We start from the raw sequence: 14,828 nt of genomic DNA, 5'->3' as shown, positions 1-14,828 counted from the left end.
CGATTATATGTCAACCGCTTTCATATGTCAACCGCTTGACATATCTTCAAAAGAAAAAGAGCTCTCCTCTTTGATTTCAATTACTCTAATAAGGATAGCCCATCTTATATCACAATGCTGAAAACTATGGAAATTGTGTTAAGCTGTACTAGCTTCAATAAGTTTCACTGGTAGATAGGTTTCTCGCGGGACATCACTGAATCCACCTTCAATTTCTTTAATAAGTAACTCTATGGAAGATCTCGCGATTTCCTGTATTGGTTGCTGAATTGTCGTTAATTCAGGGAGAAGATTGCGGGTTGTTTCAGTTCCGTCATATCCAATTACGCGGATATCTTCAGGAACCCGTTTTCCTCTTCTTCTTGCTTCAGCAATAAAAGACGCAGCCACCATGTCATTACTCGCGAACAATCCATCTACTTCAGGATGTTCATCGAGCAAGCGTTTAATCGGTTCATTGTGATTCTGTTGGTGAAAGGGATCATGTACTTCATAGGTAATTGCCTTTCGACCATACTGCTCCATCACATCTTCATATGCTTTTCTTCTTAAGCTTGCTGGTGTTTCCAATTCAACAGGGCCATTTATGTGAAAAATATGCTTGCATCCCTTTTCAATAAGCAGTTCTGACGCCAGTTTGCCACCCAAATAATTATCTGATCCTACAACTGGGATTGAATCGGATAGGAAGCGATCGATCGCAATGACGGCAATATTCTTCTGTTCATAATTTACGATACCTCGGTTGTGTGTACCGACGATAATACCGTCAACTTGATTTCGCATAAGCATATCGACATAAGATTCTTCTTTATCCAGCTGATTTAAACTGTTACAAAGCAACAGCTTATAGCCTAATGACGCACAAATATTCTCTATATGGAAAGTCAGCTCTCCGAAAAATGGGTTGCTTGTAGTTGGAATGATTAATCCAATCAGATTTGTTCGTTTACTAAATAATGACCGAGCTACATCATTAGGAAAATAATTCAGCTCCTGCATCGCTTTATGAACTTGATCCTTCGTTTCTTGACTGATATAGCCACGATTGTTAAGTACGCGAGAAACCGTGGTCGGTGAAACTCCGGCTAATTGTGCAACATCGTTAAGTTTTGGTTTCATTGATTCAACCTGCCTTCTCTCCATGCCAAGTCTCCAATTATCCTATTATTTTAACATGGTTAAACGTGAAAAAACATGTCTCCAGCATTCCGTGCTGTATATGCATCAAGAATATTGTATACACTTTAGCTCTTCCATTCTGCTTATATAAGCTTTTAACAAGCGTTTACATTTAAAGTCATCCCATCAATGAATTGGCTGAAGATGCTTCCAAGTACTAAGTTGCCCTGCTTTCCCTCGTGCTCATAGCGTCAAGGCGTTTTGAGATATTCCTATTATAATAGCCGCTCCTGAATTTTTCAGGAGCGGCTACACGCTTAATTTATATTGATTTTAAATCCATCCCCTGCTTGGCCACCCAAAACGATCAAGCCCCCTTGGGGCAGAACAACCGAATTGTTATGGCTGGCAGTTGAAAAATCTACAGCCCCTCCGTTTTCATCATAGACAGCGAACCCTCCACTTGTTGGAACATCAGCGGTCATCGTTTTATGGGCTGCGTTTTTATCTATTTTAAACCATATGGCTTGGCCATTGGATGGTATAGTGTACTGTGATTTCCCTCCTAGGATAGGTTTAATAGCATCCTCACTGATGTAGGACTCTCCATCTATGGTTAAATACTCTGAGCCATCCTTGGTAGTAAAATTCAAATCAAATGCATCTCTTCCACTCATAACTGGAATTTCAACGGCATTAACGGCTTTATTCTCATCCACAATTTTAGTACCATTTGCGTATCCCTCATGATCAACGGATATTTTTTTTGTAATAAATGATGGAGCCAAATAAAAAATAGAAGATATCTTTTCATCCAGGGCATAATAATTTTTCCCGTTTCTATGTTCCCATGCCTTTTTAACTGTAGTATTTAGAGGATTGGCATCAAGCTTTTGATATTCATAATTTACCATAACCATTTGACCTAATCCCGGAAAGTTTAAATAGAAGTTAGCCTTAATATACGTTTTTCCGTTTTTTTGTTTGTCAAAGCTTATGGCTACACTGCCATCACTACTTTTGAATGCTCCATTGCCTGCATACACATATTTTTGCGCCGGGACGAGTCCATCCAGAAAAGCTGGTAACTCAAACTCTCCATTTTTAATCTCTACATTGATGGTTGTACCTACAGTGCCATATAATCCAGAATAAGAAAGCAAGTCAGATGGCATTTCCACTTTTACAGGAGATTCAAATGTTTTATCCGGTAGAATGTCTTTAATGATGCCCTTGTCTTTTAAATGCTCCAATAAAACATTAGAAGCAAAAATACTATCTAGGATGGAAGACCCTCCAGATGAAAGCACAGCCATAGAGATATGATGCTCTGGTAGGGTGATCAAGACAGAGTGATACAAAACAGTGTCTCCCCCCTTGGACAACGCAGTTATTCCGTAATCACTAAATGGTGCCAAACGAACCGCGTCCCAGCCAAGGCCATAATTAAAGCTGTTTGTCTCTTCAGATACCCATATTCCTTTTCGATATTCATGGCTTTGCATGGACTTTACTGATTGTTCAGATAAAATATCAGTTCTATTCCCTGTTAATACTTCTGCAAACTGGGTCAATTCTTCTGCGGTAGAGTATAAGCCCCCTGTCCCGATGACATTGGCATTTTCAACGGGTAAGGCTCCCTCAATCGCAGGAAAATAAGTTTTGGACAGCTTTTGTCTATCAAACTGATCGAGTGGTGTTTTCGTAGAGTTCAAACCCAAAGGGGCACTAACATGCTTTGCCAGAAATTCGGTATAACTTAGACCACTCACCCGTTCAACCAATATTTCAAGCAATTGAAAACTATCATTACTATATACAGAATATTCGCCGGGGTTGGATTTTAAAGTTTCTGATTGTAATCTCAGTAAGAGCTTATCATGATTTTCTGTATCATTGTCATTAAATAACATACTATTTTTATAGTGAGCACCGTAAAGGCCTGACGAATGATTTAACAGCATACGCGGTGTGATTTTTTTGTATCTTTCATCAGCCATTGTAAAATCCTTAATGTATGTTGTTAGTGGCTGATCAATATCTACCTTATGGGCATCTACCAGCATCATCGTTGCAGCAGATACAAACATTTTGCTTGTAGAGCCTATACCGAACATCGTATCGTTAGTGATTGGCTCGTTGGTTGCTTTATTCTTTACACCCACGCTATCCGATAATACGATGTTTCCATGGTCCATAATGGCATACTGCACACCGCTAACACCGTATTTGGATACCAGCTCCGAGGCCAGATTACGCGCCTTTTCCTTAATGGGTTTAGGATTGTCTTGAGCAAAAGCATTCGTCATCGGCAGTACCAAAAGCATGGCCGAAATGAACACAGCTATTATTTTCTTCATTCCATATTTCCTCCTCTTATAGGTTCCCAGATTTTATTTCTGGACTGATCATACAATGAACGAGGATTCTATATAGCAAAGTCATCCTAAAACGAAAAAAACAATCCCTAAACAGCATGATGTTTAAGGACTGTCCTTATAAAATGGGATTAAAACCATATTATTGAATATTTTATTTTTCGTTTCAATGATCATGTTTCCACCGTATTTGTCACATATTCTGGATATATTCGTTAAGCCAATACCATGAATATCCGGGTTTGATTTTTGACTATGCAAATGGGCAACTTCATTCTCCATATGATTCAGAATGTGAATAAAAAGCGCAGATTCATTGGAATGTATTTTAATAAGAATGTACCTATCATCCGCAATTTTGATCTTTTTAGATGCTTCTAAGGCATTATCCAGCATATTACCCAGAGCGACACACAAGTCATAACGTTCAATATTTACTTTCTGTGAGTATAAGTTGAGCTGGATATCCACCTTGATGCCATTGGCCTGAGCAATATTAAGACTATTTGTGACAAGAGCATCTATAACCAGATTACCGGTGTTAACCCTCTGATAGGCTCCTTCGATTTTATTTAATGTGACCTTAATATGTTCACTTGCCTCAGCTAATTCATTTCTCTTGATACATTCGTCAATATACAAAAACTGTTGGTGTGTGTCGTGAATGATTCTTTTCATATTTTTAAAGCTGTGAACCGTTTTTTCGTAGTTAGCATCTTGGTAGTCCATCTGATGTTGTAGTTGAGCATTTTCATGCATTAACTGGAATTTTTCAATGACATTATCGAAGATGTATATGATAAAAACATTTAAGGAAATAAAGCCAATAATAGATACAAAATAATACATATTCTTTTCACTATAAACAGATAAAACATTGACCTGGTATATACTTATGATAGGAACGATTAGAAATAAAATGTAATAACGGGCATGCAAAGGGAAGGTTCTGCGTTTGGCAAATAATCGTATAATCTGAATGACAGCAAACATGATAATACAGCTGAGTAACATAACCTTAGAAAATATCAAGTGATCTTGACTGCTCAAATGGCTAAGGTTGCTAACTTTAACAGAGTCTACAGTATATAAAATATAAAGAGATATAAAATTAACGATGGTGATCAACACAGCATAAAGGATGGAAAAAATGATCTTTGTCTTTATTTCCACGGTATAAGACTGGGCCAAGCTAAATATGACAAATAACGCCAAAATGGAGGAAAACGTAGGAGACAGATAAACACTTAAATATAAAAAATTCAGCAGCCCGAAAATAATGAAATACATCATTCTGTTCGGCTTTCGACTGGACTTATCAAAAACCGAGTTGAAGTAAAAATTCACCTGAAAGCACATCACCAGTACAACACATAGGTTAAGAAACAGGGAGTTATATTCCATCATATTAATGCATCTTCATGATCATAAATTTGGTATATAGATCTTTAACTTCTTTTATTTTAGAACGTCCAATAGGCAACTTCACATCATTTGACATCAGAACATCACCGCCAGCAAATTTTTTGACATGAATTAAGTTTATAATAATCGAACGATGAATTTGCAGAAAATTATATTCCTTTAATGCTAAAGCATAATCTGAAAGAATCCCTTTGCTATCATAGGTTTGTGTAGAGGTTACAAAATGCAGTTTGTTTTTTATGGTCAAGCTTTTGGCCACTTCAATACTAATGATATCATCATATTTTAAAAGCACTTCTTCATAAGCTGACTTGATGATAACGAATTTTTTATCAAGAGATTGAAAATACTGACACAGTTTTATCATTTTTTCCTCAAAGATATGGGAAGCAATCGGTTTTATTAAGTACTGAAAGGTAACTACGTCAAAGCTTTCTAGCATATATTCGGGATAGCTCGTTAAAAAAATGATCTGTTCATCAAGGTGACGTAAACTCCTTATTTTTTGAGCTGTTTGAATTCCGTTCATGCCGTTCATTTCAATATCCAATATTAAGATATGGAATGGCAATTCATGGTTTAAATAATGAGCTACCAGCTGTTCTCCTGAGTTGAATAACTCAATTTTAAATTCTATATTTGTTTTGATGGATAAAGCAATCAGCATATTTTTAACAAGCTCTCTTTGCTTGTACTCATCATCGCAAATAGCCACTCTATACATAAATACCATACACCTCTTCCCCATTGCATGTTGCATGGAATTATAGTCTGAACAGTATACAATATTTTAATATTCTATACATAGCTTTTGGATAAAACGCAAATTCAAATCCCTTAAATGCGAGTTATTGTGTAAGAGCACAACTTGTGATTTATTAGGAGGGTAGGAATTGATGTATTAGCAGAACGACAACTTTCACACATAAGCCTTATTGGAGGAAATTATGGAGAACAAAAAGTATAATTAATCAATTCATCTATCTGGATATTATAAAAATTAGTAAGCAAAGTAATGTAAGTGTTAAAGAAATTAAATCCTTATTTGCTAAAGCCGATACTAATTACCTTAAACTTTACTTAGAGCAGAAAAATGAAGAAATTCATAAAGAAATAAAGAAATTAGAAGAACTTAATAAACGAATAGAAATATTAAGGACAGCTATTCATAAGCAAAATTTGTATTTTCGAGTTTGCCGATAGGTAGATTAAATACAGTTACTGCTTCATCAAGACGGACAAATCCATTATGGTCATAGAATCCATAGTTACTCATTGTGTCTGTATACACATAAATTTTAGTTGCTTTTGTATCTCTTAAGTAAGATATGAGTGCATTGAATAATTTTTTCCCTATCTTTTTTCCTCTAATTAACTTGCTGTATGCCTCATTAGTCATAGAGGTGAGTTCAACAAAATACTTTTCGTTCTATGTCATTTAGATTTAAGAGTTGTAGTAATTCACTTGTATAATCTTCCTGAAGCATTCTATAAGATGTTGTTTCACCAACTCTTGAACCAAAAATTACACCAATGACTTCTCCATCTAATGTAGCTACTCTTCCAAAAGTACTTTTATTTATTATTGGACTTATGAACATCATTGTAACTGCTGCATTTATCACGCCCTCATCCTCTATAAAATCCTTTGCGTTCCAAGTATCCGCAATAATTGCTTTAATAGGTTCTATATCTTTTTTTCTAATGTCTCTAATATCTAAGTTGATTTTGATTCCTTCTTTTAATTGATTAGCTTACAAATTGAGTTTAATGTATCCCCTAATGGGGAGAGTCAAGTATTTAATGCAATGCTTTTTTTCAACTAACCGTTTAAAAAGTTATGTTAGACTGGTGAGAACCAAAAAATGCCGGACTCTATTACAAGGAGTCCAGCATTTTCAGGTGAAACTCATATAAATCTTTATGTTCAAATGAAATAATTGATTGCTTTATGGTGCTCAACAATACACCTGTTATAGAAATACTTAATTACTTAGAGAAAAATTATATGACTTGTACTTTAATTTCCACAGCTAAGCATTTCAATTTTCATCCAAACTATCTAAGTAATTTAATTAAAAGAACTACCAATAGATCTTTCTCAGAAATTATATTACTTCAAAAGTTAACTAGAGCATCTATCTTACTTGAAAATACTGACATTCCTATTTATGGGATTGAAAACGAAATAGGTTATATCACCAAAAGAATTTCGAGATAATTCTATTTCTAAATCTATTCAAAAATTTAAGTAAAATCACTTATTTTTTTGCAGTTTTTCATAACATCATTATGTTAACTAAAAAATCCCCTAGCGGGTCTATTCAGCTATCTCCCCCTGAACACGCAAAAGCAGCCCTACAGGGCTGCCTCTTCTGCTGTAATCATACTAATTGCTCGTATATTTTACCCAGTCATATTCGGCGTACAACGGATTGACTCCGTTATATGGACCTAACCAGCTATCTACTCCGGTGCCATTCCATAAATTCATCATAATTTGGCCTGGCGTTTTCGGTATGTTCGTAGTTGCCGTATGCTTTAGAACCCCGTCAACATACCACTTAATGTATCCTGGCTGCCAATCGAATGCATAGGTGTGGAAGCCACTTGATGCATCAAAACCCAGATCGACAACCTTCTCATGACCACCGACCCCGTTTGTATAATAGTTAAATTGCACTTTTGTTGTGTCTTTTCCTAAAAATTCAATATCAATTTCATCCCATTGCGTGCCATTAGCAGGTCCCGTATATGTGAAAAAGGAAGATACGATTCCTGTATTTTTCGCAGGCTTCATGTTGACCTCGTATAAGCCGTATCTGTAAGTATTCTTCGAACGATACTCTCCGCCGTCAAATTTATTATACGCAGAACTCGTTAAGCTAAGCTTCATTTTGCCATCGTTAGTAAAATTGACATTATTGGCACGCCAAGTGCAATTAAACATGTCCCCATTGGAATATCCATCTGCCTTTTGCCATGTACTCGGATTATAATAACTTAATGGTTCCCAGAACACATTCGCCGCAAAAGCGCTTACCGAAAAAAACAGAGAAACTATACCCGTGATCACCAGTGTAAACCAATACTTCTTCTTCATAAATACACCTCCAAGAATAATTTCAAATATGAATAAAATTGTGGAATGCGGTTTCCAGCAAACGCGATACAGTCTGCCGAAAACCAATTAATAGAGCTTGCCTGGACATTTCACCCGCCGATTGCGCTCGCTTGGAATAACAGGCGGATCTCTCGATTTTACAAAAGGTCCAGAACAACTACTGTTTCGACGAGCGATCATAATGAAAATTCAATGAAATCCACGTAGGCATCCCAAGTGCCGTCATCGCTCGTCAAGGTGAGTTTGATCTCCTGATCTCCGATAGCGTGAGTAATATTGGACAAGGTTTTGACAGTTGGTGTTTTGCCTGTGAAATTGAAGGAACCTACAGTTGTTCCTCCAATAACCAAGTCAACCTTGGCCGTACCAGCATTGCTTGAAGCCCCCCGCACTGAGATATTATGCGTAGGGTTGGCAAAATACTGTGAATATGAAGCGTAGTCAGCATTGGCATACAAAGCGACTCCGTCAAACGGTGCACTGATCTTACCTGCATGAGTGCCGCCAATATTCATATTCTCGGCTTCAACCTTTGTTACCGTATTTCCCCCCGTGTTGGGAGTGAATTGCCAGGCATCCAAATTCAACAGATTACCGTTACTTGACCCGGTAAACACCAGATAAACGTTGTGAACTCCTGTTGCATTATTGATCGTGGTCTCTACTTCTCTCCAGGTTTGCATACCTCCAGTTGATGGCACTTTCAAGGAACCGACTAGAGGACCTGTTTCACTGTCAAGCCGTACTTCAATGTTGCCACCGACATTTGTGGCCACATTAGCTTTGAACGTCTTCGCTCCGGTAGAGCCAAAATTAGCCTTTCCAACAGCGATCCAGTCCCCATTATGGATGTTGGTCACATTCAGATTGCCAATCGGGCCGCCGCTGGCTTGCGTGGGTTCGGTCGCAATGCCTGCTTGCCAGGCAATGGTCTCCGCTTCAACTCTGGTATACGGGTTCATACTGGATAGCTGAGCAATTCCTGTCATATTCCCTTGCACCTCAGAGATGCTTCCGTCCTCCTTGTGCACCAGCTTATTAATATGCGGAGAGCGATAGCCTTTTCCATCTCCAATTTGAGCTTTGCTGACCGTTTGGGCATGGTATACGACATACCATTCATTCTTGAAATTAAATACAGCATGGTGGTTGTTGCCGCCAACGCCGAAGAACGTATACGGATTTTTCAGGAAATGGCCTTTATAAGTGAAGGGACCCATCGGGTTGTCGCTAACCATATAGCCGATTTCACCAGCAGGGTACTGTGGAGGGTGTGTTCCGGCAAAGTTGATACAGTACGAATAGTAATATTTGCCGTTGTACTTATGAATACCGGAATCTTCAAACAGGTAAGGAGCATCAATAGTGGTGGCACTTCCGATAACGCTTGTCATATCTGCGCCTAATTTGATGACTCTGGCGGTTTTCGGATTTGCAATGGAAGCCGGATCGGATTCATTAGGAATTCCGCCACCGCTATACAGGTATCCCGTGCCATCATCATCTACCAGTACAGCCGGGTCAAAAAGCCAAGTCACGCCAGCCATCCCAGGTGTACTATGTGTCACAAGTGCTTTGCCAAGGGGATCTGTCCAAGGTCCGATAGGCGTGTCCGCTGTCAGGACACCAATACCTGCTCCCCCATTGGCGAAATATAAAAAGAACTTGTCTCTGCCATTTATTTTTTTATGCGCAACTGCTGGAGCCCAGGAGTTAGAGGCCCATTTGGCAATGCCTCTTCCACCGTTTTTGTTGTTGGCACCTGCGACTGGTATCGTTCCGTGATCCGTCCAGTCCACCATGTCTGTGGAGGATATGACCTGGATACGATCCAGCCTACTAAAGTCGTTCTCTTTAATCGATCCATCCTTGTTATACACGTACGTATCACTTGACATGTAAATATACACTCTTCCATCATATACCAATGAATACGGGTCAGCTCCCAATTTGTGATCCATTAGAGGGTTGGAATTTCCAGGTAGTTTAGCCAGTGGTCGATTGGCAGCATCTACATTTAGCATGGGAAAGACACTCAGCAATAAAGCGAAGGAAAGAAATAAAACTAGACATTTTCTAATCATAACATAACCTCCGTTTTTTATATGGTCTAAAGCCGAGCTATCCGTAAATATATCAAATTTATGGATATGCTCAGACCTTTACCCGTAAGGAGAATGACGTGAAGAATGGTAAGAGATAGAATTAGTTTGAAATCGCTTACAAAGTATTGTTTGGAAACATTCTACAAGGGAGTCACTGAATACTTATCTCTGTCCTTATGATGTCAGTATTAATTTAATAAAATATAGAAATATAAAATATTGAGTATTAATATGTAATTGGATATAGAATAATGGATTTATTTGGGATAATCATACCATACTCTATCAAATATAACAATATCATTCTATTTTAAAAAGAGCACACCAAAAGGGATGTAACCTTGAATTTGATTGTAGCCGGGCAAATTAAAGGCAGACTATCTGGTAGGATTAGTGAGCAAAAGCTCTTCTACCCTACTTGGCTTGATTTTGTTCATATTAAGAGAAATTGCAGCACCGGTAAACGGAATTGTGGTGGGCAATCTGCAATTTACATGGGGTTGGTTATTGCATAAGGTCCCTAGGGTTTTATCATTTATAAATAGTCCAGATCACAAGCCTGGATCGTTGTAATATTAGAAAAAATACTTAGCAGGCAAGGACAATCGGACGAAGCCGCTGCCCTTGCCTGCTAAGTGAAATCATTTTTTTAGAGAAATGAAAACTAATTTAGAAAATAAAATCGATGGAATCGGGCGAGAAGCCTTCTGCTTGCTCGTCCGAGTTTACCTGAAGATCGCTTAATAGCAAATTTGGATTGGCTCCAACCTGTGACAGGATCGCTATCAAATCTCCGGTTAATCGTTCAATAGCATCTGCGCCAAACAGCTTTGTGCAATATTCAAAGGAACCCTTGATCTGCCCGTCTTCATCACTCATAGACAAGGTCAAATCGAATTTGGAGGTCCTGTGTTCCTTAACATAAGGACTAAAGGATAGTGTTTCAAGTTGCGCTTCCTGCGACTCCGTATTTTCCAGTACAAACACAGTGTCAAACAACGGGTTACGGCTTGCATCCCGCGCTACATCCAGCTTTTCCACCAGCTCTTCCAGTGGATAATCCTGATGCTCGAAGGCTTGCAGCGTACGATCTCTGGCTTCCAGCAAGTAGTTATGGAAAGTTTGATTGCCCTGCGGCTGGTGCCGGATGGCTAGTGTATTGACGAACATGCCGATCAGCGGCTCCAGTTCAGGCAGCAAGCGGCCTGCTACGGGCGTACCGATGATCAAATCGTCCTGACCGCTGTATTTGGACAGCAGGACGGTGTAGGCGCTCAATAGCACCATATACAATGTGCTTCCAGTCTGTGCCGCTATCCGGTGCAACTGCTCGGATACATTCGGGGCCACGGTAAACTCATACATTGCCCCCTCGAAGCTGCGAACAGCAGGTCTAGGATAAGCAATCGGCAGATCCAGTACCGGTAATTCCCCGGCTAAATGCTCCAGCCAGAACTGTTCCCGGCGCTGGTAGGACTCACGCTGCATTTCCTGCTGCTGCCACACCGCATAGTCCTTGTACTGAATTGGCAGCGGCTTCAAGGCCTGTCCCTCGTACAGTTGTCCTAGCTCCTGCACGATATTGTTAGACGATACCCCGTCTGAAATAATATGGTGCATGTCGTACATCAGGAGATGGCGCTCGGGTCCGGTTTGAATAAGACGGACACGCAGCAGCGGTGCCTGCCGAAGATCGAAGCTGCGTACAAAGGACTCGATATACACTTCCGCTTCGGACTCACTGGCCTGCAGGCGTTCTACGACAAACTCCACTTGATCGTAAACCCGCTGAACAACCTCGCCGTCCACCATTTCAAAGGAAGTTCGCAGCGTTTCATGACGGGCTACTAACTGACGGAACGCTTCCTCCAGTCGATCTGCCTGAAGCGGTCCCTCCACTGTTAATACACCCGGCATATTGTAGCTGAGATCCCCACCTTCCAGATGGCTCAAAATATACAGTCGTTTTTGCGCCGAGGAGACAGGATAGTAAGACTGTTTCGTCGCAGCAGGGATCACCGTATAGGTGTCTGTCCCGTGCGTTGCGATGAGCTGGGCTTGCTGCTCAATCGTAAAGTGCTGGAACACCTCACGCAGTGTAATCCGACTGTCCAGTTCCTGATGGATTTTAGCCACCAGCGTCGTTGCCCGCAGGGAGTGTCCACCCACATCGAAGAATGAGTCGGTGACGCCTACGCTGGACAGCTTCAATACCTCCTGCCAGATTTGCGCTAACTTGGCCTCCAGCGGCGTCCGCGGCGCAACATACTCCAGACCTCCTTCAAGGCGTGCTTCCGGTGCTGGCAGTGCCTTCCGGTCGATTTTCCCGTTGGGCGTCAGTGGGAAACGATCCAGCTGTACCACATACGTCGGGATCATATAATCCGGCAGCTTCGGCTGCAGCGCATTCCGCAGTTCCGGTAGACTCAGTGACTCCGAAGCTACGATATAGGCACACAGATCCTTGTGTCCGTCTTCGTTTTCCCATGCCGTAACCACGGCTTTTTGGATACCGTCCACAGTCAGCAGCTGTGCTTCCACCTCGCCCAGCTCGATCCGGTAGCCGCGGATTTTCACCTGGTGGTCGATCCGGCCCAAATACTCGATGCTGCCATCCGGCAGCCACCGTGCCAGGTCGCCCGTTCGGTACATCAGGTTGCTGTGGGCATTTGGAGCTTGTTCGACTTCCAGTGGAGCCGAGGCAAACGGATTCGGTATAAACTTCTCAGCCGTCAGTTCCGGCAGGTTGAGGTATCCTCGTGCGATACCTGCACCTCCAATATAGAGCTCACCCGCGATCCCGATCGGTACCAGCTGTTGTCGAGTGTTCAAGATGTACACAGCCTTGTTCGCTATCGGCGTTCCAATGGATACTGTATGCTCCCCTTTTTCCAGCAGTACATTCAGTGACTCCACATCTTCAATCGTATAGGCTGTTGCATCTACCGTCGCTTCGGTCGGACCATACACGTTCGTAATGACCGGACGATACCCGGACCATTTGTGTAGGAACACATCTACCAGCTGCACGGATAAGGCTTCGCCCCCGATCAGGTAATGCTTCACATCCGGCGCTTCGGTCACGCTGACGCTTTCGTTTAAAATATGCAGATGCGCAGGTGTGCCGTCCGACAGGTCGATCCGGTGCATACGGTAGTACGCAATCAAATGCTCCCCGCTCAGGCTGACGTCACGGGACACCACATGCAAGGTGTGACCTAACAGCAAGCTGGCAAAGATTTGCTTCACCGAGGCGTCAAATACAAAGGCTGACAGCCATGCGATGTGAAGCGGCTGATCATACCGGCTGTATACCCGCTCGTATAAAGCATCTACCAGATTGCTGACACTGCCCTGCTCGATCATGACCCCTTTCGGCTGACCGGTTGTACCTGACGTGTAAATCATATAGGCCAGGTTGTACAGGCCGGCGACAGGGATCAGGTTGCTCGCATCCTGTGCTCCCAATTGAGCCTGTACGTCCTCATCGTCAAGAACGATAGCTTGTACTGTCGATGGCAGTTGAAGTGACAGGTTGGCGGCTCTGCTTGTGATTACAACCTTCGCCCCACTGTCTTGAAGCATATAGTCGATCCGCTCCTGTGGATACATCGTATCCATTGGCACATACGCGCCTCCAGCCTTCAGTACCGCCAGAATGCTCACCAGAAGATCCGCAGAACGTTCCAGCAGTATGCCTACCGGGTGATCTGCTTCAACCCCTTTCGCCCGTAGCACACGAGCCAATTGGTTCGCCTGCTCATTCAGCTCAGCGTAGGTTAGCGCCATATCCCCAGACACCACGGCTATCCGCTCAGGATGGTTCTTCGCTTGCTCTTCAAAACGCTCGCTGAGCGACAGCCCTTGCAGTGTTCCGCGTACGCTATGCGCATTCGGATCATTGAATACCTTCAGAATCTGCTCGGTTTCTTCAGTCGTAATGAGCTCCAGCTCACCCAGCTTCGCATCCGGGTTCACTGCCACAGCTTCGGCCAAGCGAATAAAGTGACGTGTCATCCGTTCGACCGTTTCCCGTTGATACAACGCAGTGGCATACTGCAATCCGAACTGGATGCCTGCCTCTTCCTCTCTGGCTTCCAGCGTCAAGTCAAACTTCGCTGGCGTTTGCTCCAGGCCATAAGGACGGAAGCTCAGGTTCGCCAGTTGCAGCTCACCTTCCTCGGTCGTTTGCAGGGTAAACATCGTATCGAACAGCGGATGGCGGCTCATATCCCGCTTCACATTCAGCTTTTCCACCAGCTCCTCAAATGGATAGTCCTGATGCTCGTAGGCTTGCAGGGCGCGAACCTTCACTTCTTCCACGTAGCTGCGGAAGGTATGTTCTGCTGTCGGATAGTTTCGCAGTGCCAACGTACCCACGAACATGCCGAGAATCGGCTCCAAATCCGCATGCGGTCGTCCGGCAATCGGCGTGCCGACGACGATGTCCTCCTGGCCGCTGTATTGGTGCAAGAGTGCGGTATACGCCGCTAGCAGCACCATATACAGTGTAGAGCCGGTGTGCGCCGCCAGTTCCTTCAGGCGTTCGCTCACTTCACGTTCCAGTCCGAACACCACAATATCGCCTGCCGTACTTCGCACCGCCGGACGGGCAAAGTCTGTCGGTAGATCCAGCACAGGCAGTTCACCCCGGAAGGTATCGAGCCAGTAGGC

Annotated in this window: 9 protein-coding genes; all 9 read right to left on the bottom strand. The window is 42.3% G+C overall.

The features are described from left to right. Positions 1–138: 138 nt before the first annotated feature. Positions 139–1,122, bottom strand: coding sequence for a LacI family DNA-binding transcriptional regulator (locus KSP24_RS16575; protein WP_025677743.1), 984 nt, complete (start codon positions 1,120–1,122; stop codon positions 139–141). A gap of 317 nt (positions 1,123–1,439) precedes the next feature. Continuing rightward, positions 1,440–3,482 (bottom strand): serine hydrolase domain-containing protein, encoded by a 2,043-nt coding sequence (locus tag KSP24_RS16570; RefSeq protein WP_216975858.1) that lies wholly within the window; start codon positions 3,480–3,482, stop codon positions 1,440–1,442. A 123-nt stretch (positions 3,483–3,605) separates the two neighbouring features. Then, positions 3,606–4,907 carry a sensor histidine kinase gene (locus tag KSP24_RS16565; protein ID WP_216975856.1) on the bottom strand — a complete coding sequence of 434 codons (1,302 nt, stop codon included), beginning with the start codon at positions 4,905–4,907 and terminating at the stop codon, positions 3,606–3,608. 1 nt (position 4,908) lies between these two features. Beyond that, a complete protein-coding gene (locus KSP24_RS16560) occupies positions 4,909–5,649 on the bottom strand; it encodes a LytR/AlgR family response regulator transcription factor (RefSeq protein WP_025677748.1) in 741 nt (246 codons plus the stop codon). 438 nt (positions 5,650–6,087) lie between these two features. Further along, complete coding sequence (locus KSP24_RS25320; protein ID WP_231124627.1) at positions 6,088–6,324, bottom strand: GNAT family N-acetyltransferase; 237 nt, start codon at positions 6,322–6,324, stop codon at positions 6,088–6,090. Between the two features lie 10 nt (positions 6,325–6,334). After that, a complete protein-coding gene (locus KSP24_RS25315) occupies positions 6,335–6,550 on the bottom strand; it encodes a hypothetical protein (RefSeq protein ID WP_231124626.1) in 216 nt (71 codons plus the stop codon). A 764-nt stretch (positions 6,551–7,314) separates the two neighbouring features. Continuing rightward, positions 7,315–8,028: a beta-glucanase gene (bglS, locus tag KSP24_RS16550; RefSeq protein ID WP_013371213.1), complete on the bottom strand. Its 714-nt coding sequence runs from the start codon at positions 8,026–8,028 to the stop codon at positions 7,315–7,317. Positions 8,029–8,225: 197 nt separating this feature from the next. Next, positions 8,226–10,133 (bottom strand): carbohydrate-binding protein, encoded by a 1,908-nt coding sequence (locus KSP24_RS16545; protein WP_216975853.1) that lies wholly within the window; start codon positions 10,131–10,133, stop codon positions 8,226–8,228. 690 nt (positions 10,134–10,823) lie between these two features. Continuing rightward, a partial coding sequence (locus KSP24_RS16540; RefSeq protein ID WP_216975852.1) for a non-ribosomal peptide synthetase occupies positions 10,824–14,828 on the bottom strand: 4,005 nt, incomplete at its 5' end.

The sequence above is a fragment of the Paenibacillus sp. AK121 genome, from assembly GCF_019042715.1.
Taxonomy (GTDB): domain Bacteria; phylum Bacillota; class Bacilli; order Paenibacillales; family Paenibacillaceae; genus Paenibacillus; species Paenibacillus polymyxa_C.
The sequence above is the reverse complement of the archived record's forward strand: the minus strand, read 5'-3'. Positions and strand labels throughout refer to the sequence as shown.